The following is a 19163-nucleotide window of genomic DNA, read 5'->3' on the forward strand; positions in this document are numbered from 1 at the left end:
GTAGTGATAGATTTGAACTTAACACAGAATAATGCACCTGTGTATGAGGCTTTAAAAAAACATATGAGGAACAGAGTGGTGCGTCTTGACGTACCTGGTCACAAGGGCGGAAGAATGAATAAAGAGCTTCGTGACTTTTTGGGCGTGGATTGTCTGAAGTGCGATGTGAACTCCATGAAGCCACTTGACAACCTTTGTCACCCTGTTTCTGTGATAAAAGATGCTGAAATGCTTGCCGCTGAGGCTTTTGGTGCAAAGCACGCTTTCTTTATAGTAAATGGTACTACTGCTGCAGTCCAGACGATGATATTTACAAGCTGTAAGGCAGGAGATAAGATAATAATGCCGAGAAACGTTCACAGAAGTGCTATCAATGCACTTGTTGTGTGCGGTGCTATACCTGTTTATGTAAATCCAGGCACAAACAAACAACTTGGAATACCTCTTGGAATGTCCGTTAAGGACGTTGAAAAAGCTATCAAGGAAAATCCTGATGCAAAGGCTGTTTTGGTGAACAACCCGACTTATTACGGAATTTGCTCTGATATAAAAAGCATCGTCAAGCTTGCCCATGAGCATGGTATGTTGGTGCTTGCGGACGAAGCACATGGCACTCACCTTTATTTTGGTGAGGGTCTGCCTTGCTCTGCAATGGCGGCAGGAGCGGATATGGCGGCAGTATCAATACACAAAACAGGAGGAAGCCTAACGCAGTCATCGCTCCTTCTTTGTGCAGACACTGTTTCAGAGGGTTACGTAAGACAGATAATTAACCTCACTCAGACCACAAGCGGCTCTTATCTGCTTATGGTATCCCTTGACCTTGCAAGAAAAAATCTTGCGCTCAACGGCAAGGAACTTTTTAAAAAGGCAGTTGACTATGCCGATTATGCAAGGGAAGAGATAAATAAGATAGGTGGCTATTACGCTTTCGGTCGGGAGCTTGAAAATGGTGATGATATCTTCGCATTTGACAGCACAAAGCTTTCTGTTCACACAAGAGCCATGGGATTGGCAGGCGTTGAGGTCTATGACATTCTCCGTGACGATTACGACATTCAGATAGAGTTCGGTGATATCGGAAATATACTTGCTATAGTTTCCGCAGGAGATAGAGAGCTTGAGATAGAGCGTTTTATATCCGCACTTTCCGAAATTAAAAGGCTTTATTCAAAAGACCCGTCAGGAATGTTTGACCACGAATATATCAATCCTATCGTTGAGATACCGCCGCAGCAAGCTTTCTACAGCGAGAAAAAATCAGTGCCTATAGAAGAAAGCAACGGTATGATATGCGGAGAGTTTGTTATGTGCTATCCTCCGGGAATACCTATCCTTGCCCCTGGTGAGAAGATAACTTCCGACATACTTAATTATATCGCATACTGTAAAGAAAAGGGCTGTTTTCTTACAGGTACGGAGGATCTTGAGATAAACAACATAAACGTAGTGGTAAATTCATAGAGAGGAGATACATTTTATGGATCTTTGGTTTACTGAGAAACATACGGACGATGTTAATTTCACCATTCGTGTAAAAAAACAGCTTTATTCTAAAAAAAGCTATTATCAGGAAATAGACGTTTTTGACACATATGAGTTCGGCAGGGTATTAGTGCTTGACGGCTTTATAATGCTTACCGAAAAGGACGAGTTCATCTATCATGAAATGGTAACTGCAGTTCCTATGGCGGTCAATCCTGAGATAAAAAAGGTGCTTGTTATTGGTGCGGGGGACGGTGGAACTATCCGTGAGCTTTGCAGATATAACACTATTGAAAAGATAGATATGGTGGAGATAGATGAGCAGGTAGTAAATGTGTGCAAGGAGTATCTTCCACAGACAGCCTGTGCATTTGACGACCCTAGACTTACCCTCTATATTGAGGACGGTCTGAAATTCGTTCGCCGCAAGGAAAATGAATATGACCTTATTATAGTTGATTCAACTGACCCGTTTGGACCTGGAGAGGGACTTTTTACAAAAGAATTTTACGGCAACTGCTCAAAGGCGCTCACAGATCAGGGAATATTGATAAACCAACATGAAAGCACTTATTATGATTCCTATGTGGATATGGTAAAGCGCACACACAGAAGAATAGGCAGTGCGTTTCCAGTTTCAATGGTCTATCAGACACATATACCTACCTATCCGTCTGGTCATTGGCTTTTCGGCTTTGCTTCGAAAAATCTTCACCCTATATATGACCTTAAGGCTGATGAGTGGAAAAAATTCGGCATAAAGACAAGATATTATAACACAGAGCTTCACAAGGGCTGTTTCGCACTGCCAAATTACGTCCTTGATGTACTTGAGGACTGTGACTAAAGGAGAGAAGTATGGAAAAGAATGTTCATACCTTTATAGGCTGTGACTGTGAATATGATGATTCAAAGATAGTCCTTTTCGGCGCACCATATGACAGCACAACTTCGTTCAGGCCGGGTACAAGATTTGCAAGCTCTGCAATGCGCAATGAGAGCTTCGGCATTGAGACTTATTCACCATATCAGGATAAGGACCTTCTTGACGTGAATGTGTTCGACAGCGGCGACCTTGAACTGCCATTTGGCAATCCTGAGGGAGCACTTAGAGATATCCATGACCGCACTGCTGAAATACTTGACGACGGCAAAGTGCCTTGCATGATAGGCGGCGAACACCTTGTCACTCTTGGTGCGGTCAGAGCTGTGGCAGAGAAATATCCAGATCTGCATATCATTCACTTTGACGCTCATGCCGATCTGAGGGACGATTACCTTGGAGTGAAAGAGTCACACGCCTGTGTGCTTCATAGATGCTGGGATATTGTGGGCGACGGAAAGATATATCAATTTGGCATCAGAAGCGGTGACAGGGACGAGTTCAAGTTTGCGAAAGAGCATACTTTTATGGAAAAGTTCGGCTTCTTCAGACTTGACAGCATAGTTAAAAAACTTCAGGGAAAGCCTGTTTACTTTACACTTGACCTTGATGTGCTTGATCCTTCAGAGTTTCCCGGCACTGGTACTCCAGAGGCAGGCGGAGTTACTTTTAAGGAGCTTATGTTCGCAGTGGAGGAAGTTGCAAAGCTCAATATCGTGGGCTTTGATGTGAATGAGCTGTCCCCTGTGTACGATCAGACAGGACGTTCAACGGCACTTGCCTGCAAGCTGCTGAGAGAGATACTTTTGTATTTTTATAAATAAAAGGGGGAAAACATGGGGTTATTTGATATTTTTAAGAAAAAGAATACTGACGCCAATGTGCAAAATGAATCAGCGGAGAAAACTTTAGACCACGAAACAGAACTTAAAGTTGCCGAGCAGGCACTTAAAGCTGTTGAGAAAAAGACGTTAACACCTTGCGTGAGGCTAGAACTTGCAGGTGATAAGCCCTCTATTTTTGAGAGCAAGGTCGGCGGAATTGGTTATGTCCCACATGACGGCACTATCCCAGAGGACAAAAAGGGCAGGCAGTTAAGGCTGCTGGCTCAGTTAGATTGTTCGCAGGTGGTTGGTATCGAAGATTTTCCTAAAAGTGGACTTTTGCAGTTTTGGATATTAAATGATGATGTTTACGGAATGTCTTTTGATGATATTACTTGTCAAGACACGTTCAGAATAGTTTATCACAAGGATATCGACAATACCGTTACTGAGGAAGAAGTCAAAGCTAAGTTCAAGGAAAACGGACTTGACGGAGAGTACAGTATGCCTGTAAATGGCGAGTTTGGCTTGAAATTCACTTCAAGTACTGATGTTATGAGCGAATCTGACGTTAGGTTTGAGAAGATGTTTTGTGAGTACTATAATGCTGCTCAACCGAAAAAGAAAATAAATTCTCTTATGGACATGGATATCGCTCCTGCTGATGAGATAGAGGCTTATGAGCAGAACTATCAGAACGCTTATGGTCATAAGATAGGCGGCTATCCTGCTTTTACGCAGTGGGACCCTCGTAAGGAAGATACCAAGTATGACTTTTTGCTTTTGCAGCTTGACAGCGAATTCGGCAATGGCGATGAGAAGATAATGTGGGGAGATGCAGGTATCTGCGGATTTTTTATAAACAGACAAAAGCTTAAAAATCTCGATTTTGATGATGTTATTTATAATTGGGATTGCTGTTGATAATAAATTTAGAAAGGAATGATCTAATATGTCAAGAGCATTGATAATCGGTGCAGGCGGAGTTGCAGGTGTTGTTATACACAAGTGCTGTCAGAACAGCGAGGTGTTTACTGATATCTGTATCGCCAGCAGAACAAAGTCAAAGTGCGATAAATTCAAGGAGGAACTTCAGGATAAGACAAAGACAAATATCACAACTGCACAGGTGAACGCAGACAACGTGCCTGAGCTTGTGGCTCTTATGAAAGAATATAAGCCTGATATTTGTATCAACGTGGCTCTGCCTTATCAGGATCTTCACATTATGGACGCTTGTCTTGAGTGTAAAGTAGACTATGTTGACACAGCTAACTATGAGCCTGAGGACACTGCAAAGTTTGAATATAAGTGGCAGTGGGCTTACAGAGAGAGATTTGAAAAGGCTGGTATCACAGCGCTTCTCGGATCTGGCTTTGACCCAGGTGTAACAGGTGTTTTCTGTGCATATGCTCAGAAGCATTATTTTGATGAAATAAACTATATTGATATCCTTGACTGCAACGGCGGCGACCATGGCTATCCATTCGCAACGAACTTCAATCCTGAGATAAACATAAGAGAAGTTTCCGCAAAGGGCTCTTATATTCAGGACGGCAAGTGGGTAGAAACTGAGCCAATGGAGATAAAGAGAGTTTATAACTTCGATCAGGTTGGCGAAAAGGATATGTATCTTCTTCACCACGAAGAGCTTGAATCACTGGCTCTCAACATCAAGGGTATCAAGAGGATACGTTTCTTTATGACATTTGGTCAAAGCTATCTTACACATCTTAAGTGCCTTGAGGACGTGGGCATGACATCTATCGAGCCTATTGACTTTGAGGGCAAGAAGATAGTACCGCTACAGTTCCTTAAAGCAGTTCTTCCTGATCCAGCTTCACTCGGTCCAAGAACAAAGGGTAAGACAAATATCGGTTGTATCTTCCAGGGCAAAAAGGACGGCAAGGACAAGACATATTACGTTTACAACGTATGCGATCATCAGGAGTGCTATAAGGAAGTCGGTTCACAGGCTATCTCCTACACAACAGGCGTGCCTGCAATGATAGGCGCAATGATGATTCTCACAGGCAAGTGGAAAAAGCCGGGCGTACACAATATAGAGGAGTTTGATCCGGATCCATTCATGGACGCACTTAACAAGTGGGGTCTGCCTTGGACAGAGAACTTTGATCCTGTTCTTGTTGACTAATAGGATAACAAAAAATGATGATCGAAGAAGCATTTGCAAGATATCTCGGACAAGAGGTGCTTGTTTATACAGTTTCGCAGGGAGGTTCGCTCTCGTCAGTTATCGACGGCACCCTTGAAGAGATAGGCGACGGCTGGGTGAGAGTTACTCAGGGTGACGACAGAAACGAAAGTATCGTGAATACAGCCAATATCATCAGGATAAGAGAGTATCCACGAAACAAAAACGGCAAAAAGAAAATGGTTTTTGATTAAAGGTGACGAAAAGTGAAAACCAAAACAAAAAAAATGATAGCACCAGTTGTGATAGTTGCTTTGATATCTATTTATTATATAGCTATTGGCGTTATTTTTGCATATATGAATGGTGTTCCTATGCTTGCAAAGATAATTGCTCTGGTAGTTCCTGCCTTGCTGTCAGGCGTTGCGATAACGGTGCTTATTCAGCGTATAAAAGAAATAAAGAAGGGCGAAGATGATGATCTTAGTAAATACTGATTATATTTCTGGCAAAAAGCTTGAAATGCTTGGGCTTGTCAAAGGCTCAACTATCCAGACCAAAAATGTGGGAAAGGATATCATGCAGAGCTTTAAAAATCTTGTTGGCGGAGAACTTACAGCCTATAATGAGATGATGAATGATGCAAGAGCTCTTGCCACGAAGAGAATGGTGGTTGAAGCTGAACAATTGGGTGCTGATGCAGTAGTTAATATAAGATATGCTTCATCTGCTATTGCGGCAGGCGCGGCTGAGGTCATTGCATACGGAACAGCAGTAAAATTTATGGGGGACGAGTAAATGATATTGATGATAGACGATGTTAAAATGGTAAATGCTGATATGTTTTACCCATATGTCAGCAAGGCGCTTGCTCATGATATGGATTCTATAGCTAACGGCGACAAGCTTTATGAGAAGCTCTGTGAAGTCGAAGAACCGCTTGAAGTAATGATACATGACTTTGACGATATTCCTGAGGAGAGTCTTGAATTTGCCAAGGGTGTTCTTAGTGTTTTTATGGACGCAAGAATGAAAAACAAAAATATTACAGTAAACTTTATCAACGATGGTTCATATAGATGAGCTGTGGAGGAAAAGAATGTTTGATATTTCTAAGGTGAAAACCCCTTGTTATGTTGTTGACGAAGCAAAGCTTCTAAAAAATCTGACTATCTTGGATAATGTCATGGAGAAAACGGGTTGTAAAATACTTTTGGCACAGAAAGCTTTTTCCATGTATAGCACATATCCTATGATATCACAACACTTGAAAGGCACTACCGCCAGCGGTCTTTATGAGGCAAAGCTTGGCAGGGAAGAGTTTGACGGAGAAGTTCATGTTTATTCTCCTGCATATACAGAAAAGGACATGAATGAGCTTGTTCAGATATGCGACCATATCGTGTTCAACTCACCAAAACAGTGGCAGAAATTCAAGGGCATTGTTGAAAAAAGCGGCAGGAAGATATCCTGCGGAATAAGGTGCAATCCTGAGTATTCGGAGATCGAAACGGATATCTACAATCCATGCTTCAAGAATTCAAGGCTCGGAACAACTTTAGATAATTTTGATGACAGTCTTATCGATGGCATAGATGGTCTGCATTTTCATACTATGTGTGAGCAAGGCTCTGATGTGCTAAAAAGAACGATACCACATATTGAGGAGAAGTTCGGCAAGTATCTTTACAATATGAAATGGATAAATCTTGGTGGTGGACATCATATAACCCGTGATGACTATGACCTAGATACCCTTATCGAGTGTGTGAATTATCTTCATGACAAATATGGTGTTCAGGTTTATCTTGAGCCTGGTGAAGCTGTGGCACTTAATGCAGGATATCTTGTTTCAGAGGTGATAGACACGGCTAAAAACGGCATGGATCTTGCTATCCTTGACGCATCAGCAGCCTGTCATATGCCTGACGTTCTGGAAATGCCTTACCGACCGAATATCATCGGTTCAGGGCAGGCAGACGAAAAGGCTTACACATATCGCCTTGGCGGTCCGACCTGTCTTGCAGGAGATATAATCGGTGACTATTCCTTTGACGAGCCGCTTAAAGAGGGTGACAGGCTTGTTTTCTGCGATATGGCTATATATTCCATGTGTAAAAACAACACTTTCAACGGAATGCCTTTGCCGTCAATATATCTTCAAAAGCTTGACGGCGAATTGGAGCTTATAAAAGAGTTCGGCTATGATGATTTTAAAATGAGATTATAAGAAAAAGCGGTCTGATTTTTGGTCAGATCGCTTTGTTTATGTTTTATTTATGCAAGGCAGTGTTTTTCGATTTCTTTCATAACGCTGTTGTCATTGTTTGAGCCTGTCATGAAATTTGCTACCTTTTTAATAGACTCATGAGCATTTGACATTGCAAAGCTGTAGTAAGAATTGTTGAGCATATCAACATCGTTAAGATAATCGCCGAAAGCCATGGTTTCTTCATATCGTACTCCAATGCGGTTTTCTATGGTTCGCAGTGCAGTGCCTTTTGTTACGCCCTTATTCATTATATCCGTCCAGTATTTACCTGAAAGCTGCACGTTGAAATTTTCGCCGAAGCGTTCTTCAAGCTTGCAGTAGCCGTCATTTTCAATGCCGCTTTCTTCAAAAACGGCTATCTTGAAAATATCATCGTCGACAAGGGTGAGATCCTCCATCTTTACTTGATTTACATAGTATGAAGCTATTTCTTGGTGCTGACTATCATTTCTTGAGTTATGCCATGTGCCATTTTTTCCGCAAAGAAGGACTGTAAGTCCTAATTTGTCGCAAAATCTAACTGCTTCTTTAACGGTATCCTTTGGCAACACTGAAACCGAAAGAAGTTTTCCTTTATCAACAACATATGCACCATTGTCGCAAATAAATGTCATGTCGTCAAGATATTCAGAAAACTGTTTTTTTAGCGTGCAGTAGCTTCTGCCACTTGAAATAACAAATCTGATATTTTTATTAAACAGCCGTTTTACTATGTTGTCAAAATTTTTGGGAAGCTGCTTGTTATCGTCAAGCAAAGTGCCGTCCATGTCAGTTGCAATAAGTTTTATCATTGTTTTCCTCCGTGATCATTGTTATGCTCAGACATTCATATTATAATGTATTTCTATACTATTTTCAATTATTTTTGATTTTTGACAAAAAACTTTGTCGATTTTAATATATTTATTCCATATAAACAAAAGCACATTGAGATTATTGTACAGTTAAATTTTTTGAACATACATAAAATGTAAATTGTTTTACGCGATTATTACAAAAGTGAAAAATAGCTGAAATTTCAGCTTAATTTGTTGACATTAAGGTTCAATGGGAGTAAAATATACTTTGTTCAAGGAATATTGCCTTTAAATTAGTTGGCTAGTTTGAGGAAAGTTTTGTGTATTTCACTGAAAAGGTTTTAATATGCTTGACTTTTATCAGAAAAAATTATACAATATTCTTTGCGACTGAATAAAGTAAATTGAAAAGGAGATATAAATGAATAAGGTCATAACAAAGATCCGCAGCGGAATAGGCGGATATCTGAAGGATAACATCTTGTTTCTAACATTTGTATTTGCATCTGTTCTGAATGGATTTCTTCTTAGAGCATTTACTGTTAAGTTTAATTACAGCCAGATAAAACCGCTCATGGCTGATATGGCAGTTATACTGTTGCTTGCTCTAATTTCATATGTGTTTAAAAAGCCAAGAAAGCAATTTGTATATTTGCTTATACTCACCATAATTTTTTCTATTCTTTGTACGGCAAATTCTATATACTATACAAATTATAAGTCGTTTATCTCAGTGTCGCTTATTTCAACGGCTTCACAGCTCGGCGGAGTAATGGACGCTGTTACTGAGAACATCATGGAACCAAAGGATCTTATTTTCCTGTGGGATATCCCTGTGATCATAGTTGTGTACATACTTCTTAAAAGACGTACAAGAGATTATATCACCGAGGTCAAGGAAAAGAGAAAGCGCCGTGGATATGCTCTTGGAACATTTTGTGTTTCCATAGGTCTTGCAGGAATATTTTGCTCAACACTTACCGGCACTGATTATTCAAGACTTGCTAAGCAGTGGAACAGAGAATATGTTCTTGGCACTTTTGGTCTTTACACATATCAGTTCAGCGATGTTATTTCCTGCACTCATGCGAAAATAAACATGATGTTTGGTTACGAGGAGAGCGAGGAGGTTTTCAATAAGTTCTATGACGATAAGTCAAAGACTGAAGAAACTTCCGAAAAGAGTAACAAGTACACAAATATTTTCAAGGATAAGAACATTATAGTTATCCACGCTGAAAGTTTTCAGCAATTCTGTATGGATACATATATAAACGGAGAAGAGCTTACACCTAATATGAACAAGCTTGCGAGAGAGGGTCTTTATTTCTCAAATTTCTACGCTCAAGAGAGCGTGGGAACAAGCTCAGATAGCGAGTTTACCTTTGCTTCTTCACTTATGCCAGCTTCAAGCGGTACAGTTGCTATCAACTATTGGGACAGAGATTACACAACTACCCAGAAAATGCTTAAGAAGAAGGGCTATTATACTTTCAGTATGCACGGCAACAACGGCTCTTACTGGAACAGACTTAATCTGCATCATTCCCTTGGTTATGATGATTTCTTTAACTATAACAAAGATTTTAACATTGATGAAACTATTGGTCTTGGTCTGTCAGACAAATCGTTCTTTAGACAGGCAGTGCCAAAGATCGAGAAGATAAACAAGGAGCATGATAAGTGGTATGGTGCGTTCCTTATGCTCACAAACCATACGCCGTTTACTGACATTGAGCGTGTGAGCGACTATGAGGTAGATTTCAAGTATAAGATGTTCAACGAAGAGGATGGAATGTATGAGGAAAAATCTGCACCGTTCCTTGAGGGTACAAAGCTTGGATCTTATTTTAAGTCTGTTCACTATGCAGATCAGGCTATCGGTCAGTTCATGACAGAACTTGACAATGCAGGACTTCTTGATAACACTGTAGTTGTTATTTATGGTGACCATGACGCAAAAATAAAGGCAGAGGAGTATGACCGATATTTCAACTATGATCCTTTCACCGATTCTGTGCTTACAGAAGATGATGAGGGATATGTTCCTGTTGATGATTTCTACTATAACCTCAACAGAAAAGTACCTTTTATAATCTGGTCAAAGGACGGCGGCTATGAGCCTACAGAGGTCAAGCAGATAATGGGCATGTATGACGTTCAGCCAACACTTGGAAATATGTTTGGTTTCTCAAATGTCTATGCACTCGGTCATGATATTTTCTCTGTTGCTGATAACGAGGAAAATGTTGTTATCTTCCCAAACGGCAATTTTGTAACAGATACTGTTTACTATGATAGCCAGAAAAACACATATTTTGATCTTACGGATTACAAAAATGTGGCAACGGCGGTGCCATGCAATCAAGTATATAAAGATGATCCTAACCCAGTGTATATGGACAACGATCAGGGTCTGTTCAAGACCACTGTGAATGAAACGTACTGTCAGGATTCTTGTAACGCACGAATAAACGATGGTGTTGTGGACGAGGATTATATCAGCAATTATTCTAATTATGCAGAGGAGCGAATTAACATTTCCAATGCTATAATCTACTATGATATGATATATAAGACCGACCACGGTTTCAGTAACAACAATATGAACAGTGACAATTCATCGTCAGGTGCTAATTCTGTTTTTGCACCGCCTGAGAATAAGAGAACATTTGGCAGACACGCTGCATAATAAAAATCGGAGCAGAGTATGACACTCGGCTCCGGTTTTTTGTTGTATCTTAAAAAGCATAAAAAAAAGACTAGCGAAGCTAGTCGATTTTTTTGGAATATTCAAGCATTAAGCTCTTTCTACCTTACCTGAACGCAGGCATCTTGAGCAAGCGTAAATGTGACAAGGAGTGCCGTTTACAACAGCTTTAACTCTCTTTACATTTGGCTTCCAAGTTCTGTTTGTTCTTCTGTGTGAGTGTGATACCTTGATACCAAAAGTAACGCCCTTACCGCAGATCTCGCATTTTGCCATTACGCTGCACCTCCTTTACCCTTAAAAATGCAATACTATTATTCACAATATTAAATATTATAGCATAACTGAAAAGAAATTGCAAGAGCTTTTTGAGATTTTTTTTGAAATTTCCGTAAAATCGTATATATTTATAGTTTTCGATTAAAAATAAAGACAAAATGCCTTGAAATTTCATTGAAAATAGTGTATAATTACACTTGTGATTTGTGTAATTTTGTTTTGAAATGACAGGAGGTCATGAAAATATGGATCCGCAGAAAATTCTTGATTACGGTGCAAAGCTCATCGTAATTTTCATGTGTATACCTATCCATGAGTACGCTCACGCATGGGCGGCAACAAAGCTTGGGGATGATACTCCACGTTATCAGGGTAGACTTTCCCTTAACCCACTTGCACATCTTGACCCTATTGGTGCATTGTGCATATTCTTCATAGGTTTTGGTTGGGGTAAACCTGTTCAGGTAAACCCTATCAGGTTTAAGAATTATAGGAAGGGCATGGCACTCACGGCAGCCGCAGGTCCTATTTCAAATATCATAATGGGACTTATCGGAATAGTTCTTTATAAGCTTTTCTATGTGCTTTATATAGTGCATTATTCTATAGCTCTTTACTATGTGTCGCTTATATTATATTACTTTACAGCTATAAACGTGGGACTTGCAGTGTTCAATCTTATACCTATCCCGCCGCTTGACGGTCAGAAGATACTTTCTTACTTTACAAGCAGTAAGGTAGATCGCTTTATGGCGCAGTATCAGAACTATATCGCTATTGCATTTATGATACTTGTTGTAACAGGCGTTCTTGATACGCCTATAGGTTGGTTGCAAAATGGTATGTTCTGGATAATGGATAAGCTTACGTTCTGGGTTGACCCTATACTAAAAGCGATATTTTTGAAATAAAACTGTTCATGAAAGGAAAAACGTAAATGAGTGCTGCTCAGTTCAAGCTGGATATGTTTGAAGGACCGCTTGACTTGCTTCTTCACCTTATCAGCAAGCACAAACTGAATATTTACGATATTGAGATATCTTTGCTCCTTGAACAGTATATGGACTATATCAATGATCTTGACCACGAGGATTATGAGGATGCCGCTGATTTTCTTGAAATGGCGGCACGCCTTATATACATAAAGACCTGTTCGCTTCTGCCTCATGACGAGGAGTCAAAAGAGCTTAAAAAAGAGCTTGAAGGCAGGATCATCGAGTATTCTCTGTGCAAACAGGCGGCACAGACTCTCCGTGAAGTTTACGTTGGTGACCTTGTTTTTATAAGGACAGCGATAAAGCTTCCTGTAAACAAGACCTATACCCGTGAGCATGACCCTCAGTGCCTTTATGACGCTTATATGGGCATATCAAAGAAAGCCCGTGAGAGCGTTCCGCTGAAAGCGAAGATGTTCGAGCCGATAGTTTCACATAAGATAGTATCGGTCACGTCGAAGATAATCCATGTCCTTAAAAGACTTTATAAGCATGGTGAATGCGATATGGGCGACCTTTATGACGGCATGACGGAGAAAAGCGAGAAAGTCGCTACTTTTCTTGCTATATTGGAGCTTACAAAGTCTGGCAGGATATTTCTCAATGACGATAACTCAAAGATTTTTTTCAACAAGGCTTCAAAGAACGAAAAAGTCGAGTCCGACTTCGATAAGCCTGTTGTTATCGAAAGCGAAACGACAGAAGCTGTCCCCGAGCCTGAGCCTATAGAAAATATACTTGACGATGAGCCTGCAGACGAGATAGAAGAAGTTGCTGATGTCGACGCAGAGCGTGAAGAAGCTTCTCAGTCAAAGCGGTATATATCTGCAAAATCCGAGCGCATATCAGGTGAAGTCATTGCGGCGTATGCTCCTGTGAAGTCAGCTGAGGAGGTCATGGCAGAAATGGAGCAGATATCTGAAAAGATAGACAGTGTTGTTTTATATACCGAGCCTGTTATGGCAAAGCCTGAGCCCGAACAGCCTGATGAAGCCACTATGGAGGAGATAAGGCTGATCGAACAGCTTGCGGATATCACCCCTGACGCAGTGTTCAAGCCTAATTACTGGGCAAAAAGAAGATATTATTGGGGATATTCACCTGTGGGCGATGACGGAGACAATAATTTCTGGTGCTACGGATAAAATAAGAAAAGGGATAATCTATGGAACATTCAAATATACAGGCAGCCGTCGAGGCTGTGCTTTTTGCAAGCGGAGAGCCTGTGGAGAGCGAGAAGCTATGCGAGGCAGTTGGTATCGTCAAAGATCAGCTTGAGGAAGCTCTTGGCTCTTTGGCGGATAAATACAGCAAGGCTGAAAGCGGAATTACGCTTCTGAGCCTTAATGGGTCATATCAGCTTGCCACAAAAGAAGAGCTTGCGACATTCATAAAGGCGGCTTTGGAGATAAAGAAAAACTCTGTTCTTAGCCCTGCGGCAATGGAGGCGCTGACAATAGTCGCATACAATCAGCCTGTAACAAAAGGCTTTGTCGAACACGTCAGGGGAGTTGACTCCTCGGGAGTTGTAAATTCTCTCGTGGATAAGGGTTTGCTTGTAGAAGCTGGCAGACTTGACCTGCCTGGCAGACCTATTGCATACAAGACGACGGACAATTTTCTCCGTTGTTTCAGGCTGTCAAGCCTGGACGATCTGCCGCCTATCCCTGATAAGCAGGAGCAGATAACCATTGACGAGATAACAAAAGAGAATGATACGGAAGAATAAAGTATGACCGTGAGGGGAGATGATAACGATAATTGTTTTATGGATACTGCTTGGTATTATAGCAGTTATTGTTATCCTGCTTCATTTTTCCATTACGGCACAGATAGATCTGAATAAAAAAGGCTTTGATCTAAAAGTGCGGTATATGTTTTTTGACATTTATCCACGAAAGCCTAAGAAGAAAAAACAGAAAAGATCAAAAAAAGCTGAACTGCCTGAGGATAGTTTTGAGGATTTTGAGGAGTTTGAGGACAATATTGAAGAAAGCTTACCTATCCCACGGACTGATGATACGACTGATAAAACAGGAGAAGTGTCCGAGCAAATTGTTGAAGCTAAGCCTGAAAAAATAGAAAAGAATGAAGCAGATGAAAATGTCAGCGTGTCTGAGGTAGAGGATAAGCAGGAAAATATCTCTGATATTGATACTGATACCAATGTTGAAGCTGGTACAGAGGACAAACCCGAGGAAATAACTGTGAAGCAGGAGAAAAAGGGCTTTGCCGGAAAGCTTTTTCATAAAAAGGATAAGGGTGAAAAGAAGCCGGTTTCCAAATCTAAAGAAAAGAAAAAAAGCAAGTTCTATGAGCTGAAAGCGCAGTATAAAAAGGTGAAGCCTTATATTCCCATGGGCTGGAAATATTTCAAAAAGCTTCTGAAAGCTATACGCTTTACAGACACAAGGATAGTTCTTGACGTTGGAAAAGAGGACGCTTACGAGGCGGCTATGCTATACGGCAAGGTGCAGGCAGGGCTTTTCAATACCATTGCAATACTTGCGGGTGTTTTTACAGTAAAGCTTAAAAAAGCTGATGTGAACTGCATTTTTGATGAAAAAAAGTTCGGATATGACGTTCATACCTTAGTCAGGGTAAGACCAAGCACTTTGATAGCAATAGGGTTTTGCACGGGCGTTAATTTTCTTAAAATATATCTTTCAGGCAGACGTAAGAAAAAGCGTGCTGCCAAGCGTCGCAGTAAAGAGCTTGCGGCTAAGAAGAATGAAGTTAAAGCAACAAATTGAAATACGAAAGGTTGAGAAAAATGAGCGAAAGTACAAAGATCGAGGGACTTGTTAAAACTGCAATGGACAAGGTCCGTGAAATGGCAGACTGCGAAACTGTTGTGGGCAAGCCTATCGTTACCGCAGATGGTACTACTATAATCCCAGTTTCAAAGATATCAGTGGGCTTTGCGTCTGGTGGCTCCGACTTGCCAACAAAAAGCACAAAGGAAACGTTCGGCGGTGGCTCAGGCGGAGGAGTAACTATCCAGCCTATCGCTTTTATCGCTGTTTACAAGGGTGAAGCAAAGCTTTTACAGCTTTCAATGAATGCGACAAAGGAAAACGCTATCATAAATATGGTACCTGAGGTAATAGATAAGATAACAGATTTTCTTGGCAAAAAGTCTGACGACGAGGACGAAGACGAGGAATAATTTTACTGAATTTTAAAAGCACAAGTGAGCAAACTAATCCTTGAAATTGATTTTAAGGGTGTGGTTTGTTTGAAATGCGTGACGGTATTTATTTGTACGGTCATGATGATGTGCTTTTGCTGTATGAATGTCAGTGCTGACGATCTCAGTGAGATATCTGCGAAGAGTGCTATAGTTATAGACGGTGAAACAGGTGATGTGCTGTTCGAGAAAAACGCCTATGAAAGGCGTCCGATGGCAAGCACTACCAAAATAATGTCTGTGCTTCTTGTGCTTGAAAGTGGTGAAGATCTTGACAAGCAGTTCGTGGTAGACAGCGAAGCTATAAAGGTCGAAGGCTCGTCCATGGGTCTTCAAGATGGTGACAAAGTCACTCTACGCGATCTATGCTGTGGTATGCTTCTTCCAAGCGGAAATGACGCTGCAAATGCTGCTGCGGTAAGAGTGGCAGGAAGTATCGGCAAGTTCGTTCAGCTTATGAACAAAAAGGCTGAACAATTGGAGCTTAATGATACTCATTTTGTAACGCCGTCAGGGCTTGATGATGATACAGATGAGCATTATTCCACTGCAGCGGATATGGCAAAGCTTGCAGCGGAAGCAATGAAAAATGAAGATTTCAGGGCTATATGTCACCTTGAAAAGGTTGAGTTGTGCTATGGAAACCCACCGTATGACCGCTGGCTAATTAACTCAAACAAGCTTTTAAAAAGCTGTGAGGGTATTGTGGGCGTAAAAACGGGGTTTACGGACAAGGCGAGGAGATGTCTTGTTTCAGCCTGTGACAGAAAGAATAAAGAGCTTATATGCGTTACCTTGAATGCTCCTGATGATTGGAATGATCACTCAAAGCTCTATGATTATTGCTTTGATTTTGTATCTAAACAGAAGCTTCCATTGGATAAAAGTAGTTTTGATGTTGCAGTTGTTGGCGGAGTGAGCGACAGTGTGAAATGTAAGGTAGGGCATGCAAGTGCTGTGCTTTTGAACGGCAGGGCTTACAAAGTCAAGACAAAGATATATCTGCCAAGGTTTGTTTATGCGCCTGTGAAAAGTGGAGATAAAATAGGGCTGGCATTGTTTTACTACAATGATGTGGAAATAGCCCGAACGGATATCACGGCGGTGGAAGATGCGATGCTTGCAGAGCCTGAAAAGCCAGATATATTCCACTATTATCTAGATAAACTGAAAAAATTGTTTGCATAACGGCTCAATGTGAGCCGTACATAAATAAGGAGAAAATATGGAAAAGATTCGTATACAGAAAATAATGTCTGACAGTGGTGTTTGTTCAAGAAGAAAGGCAGAGGAGTATATCTCAGAGGGAAGAGTAAAGGTCAATGGCAGACCTTGCAAGCTTGGCGACAAGGCTTTTGCAGGCAAGGATATAATCACCCTTGATGGGGAAAAAATATATGTTGCCAAGAAAAGACAGCTTTATTATATCATGCTCCACAAGCCAAGAGGATATGTTACCACAATGAGTGATGAGCTTGATAGAAAGTGTGTAACTGAACTTCTAACAAAAGTGCCTGAAAGAGTTTATCCTATCGGCAGACTTGACAAAAACTCAGAAGGTCTGTTACTTTTCACAAATGACGGAAATTTTGCCAATGATATCATGCACCCTTCAAGGCATATCGCTAAGACTTATCGTGTTACAGTAAGACCTGACATAAACGATGAGCAGCTCATAAAGCTTGCTTCAGGAGTTGAAATAGACGGCAAAATGACGCAGGAGTGTTCAGTTGTCGTGCTCGACAAACAGCCTGGTAGGGTTGTGCTTCAAATGACTATCCATGAGGGCAGAAACCGTCAGATAAGAAAAATGTGCGAAGCTGTGGGACTTGAAGTCGCAAGACTAAAGCGCACTGCTATCGGTCCGGTTAAACTGGGCATGCTAAAACCAGGTGAGTATAGAGAGCTTAAACCTGACGAGCTAAGGGCTTTAAGAAATGCTATCACCAAAAAATAACGCTCATCGAGGGTCTCTTTTCGTCAGGAGGCCCTTTGCTATTGTGCAAAATGCTTAATAATATGCGTGTAACGATATTGATTATGCTACTAAACGTAAAATATGCGGAAATAGGTCAATTTACTCTTGTAAATTCGGCAAAAAAATAGTATAATATTAAGTGTATAAATATGATAAAATCCAGTAGTTTTGCGTTATTTTATCACAAAAATTATTTGAATGGAGGAAACTGTATGTCTGATTCAATTTCTACTCTTGCAGAGCTTAAAGCTGCGTCACAGACTCCTACTGCTGCAAGAAACAGGCTGACATATTTGTTTGACGAAGGAAAATTTACAGAGCTTGACGCTTATGCTGCTGCGGGTGACTCCCTTGCTGGAGTTATTACTGCTTTTGGCTATGTTGAGGGTAATCCTGTATATGCTTTTTCTCAGGACGTGACTGTTAAGGACGGTGCTTTGACAGAGGCACAGGCAAAGAAGATAGCAAAGGTTTATGACCTTGCTGCTAAGACAGGAGTTCCTGTTGTCGGAATATTCGATTCTTATGGTGCTAACGTAAGCGACGGTTCAAAGGCTCTCAATGCTTATGGTGAACTGCTTATGTGGACTTCTAACCTTTCAGGTGTTGTTCCTCAGATAGCTGTTGTCGCTGGCACTTGTGCAGGCTGTGCAGCAATGCTCGCTGAGTCTGCTGACTTCACTGTTATCGCAAAGGATGCTGAGCTTTATGTTGCACCAAACGCAAATGTAAAGAACTCTGCTGAAAATGCTGCTGAAAACGGCACTGCTGCTGTTGTTTGTGAGGACGATAAGGCTGCTGTTGAGGCTGCAAAGAATATACTTACAAAACTTCCACAGAACAACCTTTCACCAGTACCAATGTATGAATTTGCTGATCCAACTGAGACTGTCGGTGATGACGCTGATGGCATTGCAAAGGCTGTTTGCGATGGCGACAGTGTAACTGAACTTAATGCTGAGTATGGCAAGGCTTCTTATACAGCACTTGCAACACTTGGCGGTGCTACAGTCGGCGTTGTTGCTACTAACAAGACAGGCGACAAGCTTACGTCTGCTGATTGCTCAAAGATCGCAAGATTTGTAAGAACTTGTGACGCTTATGCTATCCCTGTTGTAACTTTTGTTGATACTGAGGGCTTTAAGGCTGATGATGAAACTGAAGCTTACGGCGCTGTTAAGGATATGGCAAAGCTTTGCCACGCTTATGCTGAGGCTACTACTATTAAACTTGCTGTTGTTACAGGTAAGGCTTATGGTCCTGCATTTATTGCACTTGCTGGTAAGGGTTCAAATGCTGATCTGTCATTTGCTCTTGATACCGCTGTTATCTCTGCACTTGCTCCTGTTACTGCTGTTGAGTTCCTCCAGCATGACGAGCTTAAGGGCGCTACTGATCTTACTGCTGCAAGAAACACTCTTGCTGATAAGTTCGCTAAGGAGAATGCCTCTGCTGCTGTTGCTGCAAAGAATGGCTGCGTTGACGGTATCATCGCTAAGAACGAGATCAGACAGACACTTATGGATTCTATCGAGGTAATGGCTGGAAAGAGAATTTCCAGACTGCCTAAGAAACATAGCAATATTCAGTTGTGA

Annotated in this window: 21 protein-coding genes; 19 read left to right on the forward strand and 2 right to left on the reverse strand. The window is 41.1% G+C overall.

Annotation, left to right across the window (positions count from 1 at the left end; genetic code table 11):
* Positions 1–3 precede the first annotated feature (3 nt).
* From RBI_RS05975 to nspC, 10 genes are read left to right on the forward strand one after another with little or no spacing between them, the layout of a single operon-like run.
* Entirely contained in the window at positions 4–1464 is a 1461-nt protein-coding gene (locus RBI_RS05975) for an aminotransferase class I/II-fold pyridoxal phosphate-dependent enzyme (RefSeq protein ID WP_046439735.1), read from the forward strand.
* 16 nt (positions 1465–1480) lie between these two features.
* Entirely contained in the window at positions 1481–2332 is an 852-nt protein-coding gene (speE, locus tag RBI_RS05980; protein WP_038671730.1) for a polyamine aminopropyltransferase, read from the forward strand.
* 11 nt (positions 2333–2343) lie between these two features.
* Positions 2344–3192 (forward strand): agmatinase, encoded by an 849-nt coding sequence (speB, locus tag RBI_RS05985; protein ID WP_038671732.1) that lies wholly within the window; start codon positions 2344–2346, stop codon positions 3190–3192.
* A gap of 12 nt (positions 3193–3204) precedes the next feature.
* Positions 3205–4116, forward strand: coding sequence for a YwqG family protein (locus RBI_RS05990; protein WP_051706527.1), 912 nt, complete (start codon positions 3205–3207; stop codon positions 4114–4116).
* A gap of 28 nt (positions 4117–4144) precedes the next feature.
* On the forward strand, positions 4145–5347 hold the full coding sequence (locus tag RBI_RS05995) for a saccharopine dehydrogenase family protein (protein WP_022288393.1): 1203 nt from the start codon (positions 4145–4147) through the stop codon (positions 5345–5347).
* Between the two features lie 14 nt (positions 5348–5361).
* Positions 5362–5601, forward strand: a complete 240-nt coding sequence (locus RBI_RS06000) for a hypothetical protein (RefSeq protein WP_038671734.1) — start codon at positions 5362–5364, stop codon at positions 5599–5601.
* Between the two features lie 12 nt (positions 5602–5613).
* Positions 5614–5844, forward strand: a complete 231-nt coding sequence (locus RBI_RS06005; protein ID WP_022288395.1) for a hypothetical protein — start codon at positions 5614–5616, stop codon at positions 5842–5844.
* Complete coding sequence (locus RBI_RS06010; RefSeq protein WP_038673184.1) at positions 5825–6145, forward strand: YbjQ family protein; 321 nt, start codon at positions 5825–5827, stop codon at positions 6143–6145. The genes RBI_RS06005 and RBI_RS06010 overlap by 20 nt, the downstream gene beginning before the upstream one ends.
* Complete coding sequence (locus RBI_RS06015; RefSeq protein WP_038671736.1) at positions 6146–6430, forward strand: hypothetical protein; 285 nt, start codon at positions 6146–6148, stop codon at positions 6428–6430.
* A gap of 16 nt (positions 6431–6446) precedes the next feature.
* A complete protein-coding gene (gene nspC, locus RBI_RS06020) occupies positions 6447–7577 on the forward strand; it encodes a carboxynorspermidine decarboxylase (RefSeq protein WP_038671738.1) in 1131 nt (376 codons plus the stop codon).
* Between the two features lie 47 nt (positions 7578–7624).
* Here the strand turns inward: nspC and RBI_RS06025 are convergent, their stop codons facing one another.
* The gene (locus RBI_RS06025; protein ID WP_038671740.1) at positions 7625–8410 is read right to left on the reverse strand and encodes a Cof-type HAD-IIB family hydrolase; all 786 of its coding nucleotides are present in this window, start codon (positions 8408–8410) and stop codon (positions 7625–7627) included.
* Positions 8411–8837: 427 nt separating this feature from the next.
* Here RBI_RS06025 and RBI_RS06030 point away from each other — a divergent pair, with 427 nt between their 5' ends.
* Positions 8838–11108: an LTA synthase family protein gene (locus RBI_RS06030; RefSeq protein WP_051706529.1), complete on the forward strand. Its 2271-nt coding sequence runs from the start codon at positions 8838–8840 to the stop codon at positions 11106–11108.
* A 108-nt stretch (positions 11109–11216) separates the two neighbouring features.
* Here RBI_RS06030 and rpmB read toward each other — a convergent pair whose 3' ends face one another.
* A complete protein-coding gene (gene rpmB, locus RBI_RS06035) occupies positions 11217–11402 on the reverse strand; it encodes a 50S ribosomal protein L28 (protein ID WP_022288401.1) in 186 nt (61 codons plus the stop codon).
* A 248-nt stretch (positions 11403–11650) separates the two neighbouring features.
* Between rpmB and RBI_RS06040 the strand changes: the two genes are divergently transcribed.
* The 8 genes from RBI_RS06040 (at position 11651) to RBI_RS06075 (ending at position 19163) form a co-directional block, all read left to right on the forward strand.
* The gene (locus RBI_RS06040) at positions 11651–12316 is read left to right on the forward strand and encodes a site-2 protease family protein (RefSeq protein ID WP_038671741.1); all 666 of its coding nucleotides are present in this window, start codon (positions 11651–11653) and stop codon (positions 12314–12316) included.
* A 26-nt stretch (positions 12317–12342) separates the two neighbouring features.
* The gene (locus RBI_RS14555) at positions 12343–13545 is read left to right on the forward strand and encodes a segregation and condensation protein A (protein ID WP_081855974.1); all 1203 of its coding nucleotides are present in this window, start codon (positions 12343–12345) and stop codon (positions 13543–13545) included.
* A gap of 20 nt (positions 13546–13565) precedes the next feature.
* A complete protein-coding gene (scpB, locus tag RBI_RS06050) occupies positions 13566–14129 on the forward strand; it encodes an SMC-Scp complex subunit ScpB (RefSeq protein ID WP_038671743.1) in 564 nt (187 codons plus the stop codon).
* Positions 14130–14148: 19 nt separating this feature from the next.
* Positions 14149–15153 carry a hypothetical protein gene (locus tag RBI_RS06055; RefSeq protein ID WP_038671744.1) on the forward strand — a complete coding sequence of 335 codons (1005 nt, stop codon included), beginning with the start codon at positions 14149–14151 and terminating at the stop codon, positions 15151–15153.
* A 20-nt stretch (positions 15154–15173) separates the two neighbouring features.
* Positions 15174–15569: a GerW family sporulation protein gene (ytfJ, locus tag RBI_RS06060; RefSeq protein WP_022288406.1), complete on the forward strand. Its 396-nt coding sequence runs from the start codon at positions 15174–15176 to the stop codon at positions 15567–15569.
* A 78-nt stretch (positions 15570–15647) separates the two neighbouring features.
* Entirely contained in the window at positions 15648–16778 is a 1131-nt protein-coding gene (locus RBI_RS06065; RefSeq protein ID WP_242843685.1) for a D-alanyl-D-alanine carboxypeptidase family protein, read from the forward strand.
* A gap of 37 nt (positions 16779–16815) precedes the next feature.
* Positions 16816–17547, forward strand: coding sequence for a pseudouridine synthase (locus RBI_RS06070; RefSeq protein WP_038671748.1), 732 nt, complete (start codon positions 16816–16818; stop codon positions 17545–17547).
* 233 nt (positions 17548–17780) lie between these two features.
* A complete protein-coding gene (locus tag RBI_RS06075) occupies positions 17781–19163 on the forward strand; it encodes a carboxyl transferase domain-containing protein (RefSeq protein WP_038671750.1) in 1383 nt (460 codons plus the stop codon).

The sequence above is a fragment of the Ruminococcus bicirculans (ex Wegman et al. 2014) genome (assembly GCF_000723465.1).
Taxonomy (GTDB): Bacteria; Bacillota; Clostridia; order Oscillospirales; family Ruminococcaceae; genus Hominimerdicola; species Hominimerdicola aceti.

Bases quoted from the DNA above. Each gene is read 5' to 3' on its own strand.
- RBI_RS05990 (WP_051706527.1), top strand. From the start codon at position 3,205: ATGGGGTTATTTGATATTTTTAAGAAAAAGAATACTGACGCCAATGTG.
- nspC (WP_038671738.1), top strand. From the start codon at position 6,447: ATGTTTGATATTTCTAAGGTGAAAACCCCTTGTTATGTTGTTGACGAA.
- RBI_RS05995 (WP_022288393.1), top strand. From the start codon at position 4,145: ATGTCAAGAGCATTGATAATCGGTGCAGGCGGAGTTGCAGGTGTTGTT.
- RBI_RS06055 (WP_038671744.1), top strand. From the start codon at position 14,149: ATGATAACGATAATTGTTTTATGGATACTGCTTGGTATTATAGCAGTT.
- RBI_RS06040 (WP_038671741.1), top strand. From the start codon at position 11,651: ATGGATCCGCAGAAAATTCTTGATTACGGTGCAAAGCTCATCGTAATT.
- RBI_RS06015 (WP_038671736.1), top strand. From the start codon at position 6,146: ATGATATTGATGATAGACGATGTTAAAATGGTAAATGCTGATATGTTT.
- ytfJ (WP_022288406.1), top strand. From the start codon at position 15,174: ATGAGCGAAAGTACAAAGATCGAGGGACTTGTTAAAACTGCAATGGAC.
- speE (WP_038671730.1), top strand. From the start codon at position 1,481: ATGGATCTTTGGTTTACTGAGAAACATACGGACGATGTTAATTTCACC.
- RBI_RS06010 (WP_038673184.1), top strand. From the start codon at position 5,825: ATGATCTTAGTAAATACTGATTATATTTCTGGCAAAAAGCTTGAAATG.
- scpB (WP_038671743.1), top strand. From the start codon at position 13,566: ATGGAACATTCAAATATACAGGCAGCCGTCGAGGCTGTGCTTTTTGCA.
- RBI_RS14555 (WP_081855974.1), top strand. From the start codon at position 12,343: ATGAGTGCTGCTCAGTTCAAGCTGGATATGTTTGAAGGACCGCTTGAC.
- RBI_RS06000 (WP_038671734.1), top strand. From the start codon at position 5,362: ATGATGATCGAAGAAGCATTTGCAAGATATCTCGGACAAGAGGTGCTT.
- RBI_RS06075 (WP_038671750.1), top strand. From the start codon at position 17,781: ATGTCTGATTCAATTTCTACTCTTGCAGAGCTTAAAGCTGCGTCACAG.
- RBI_RS06030 (WP_051706529.1), top strand. From the start codon at position 8,838: ATGAATAAGGTCATAACAAAGATCCGCAGCGGAATAGGCGGATATCTG.
- speB (WP_038671732.1), top strand. From the start codon at position 2,344: ATGGAAAAGAATGTTCATACCTTTATAGGCTGTGACTGTGAATATGAT.
- RBI_RS06070 (WP_038671748.1), top strand. From the start codon at position 16,816: ATGGAAAAGATTCGTATACAGAAAATAATGTCTGACAGTGGTGTTTGT.
- RBI_RS06025 (WP_038671740.1), bottom strand. From the start codon at position 8,410: ATGATAAAACTTATTGCAACTGACATGGACGGCACTTTGCTTGACGAT.
- rpmB (WP_022288401.1), bottom strand. From the start codon at position 11,402: ATGGCAAAATGCGAGATCTGCGGTAAGGGCGTTACTTTTGGTATCAAG.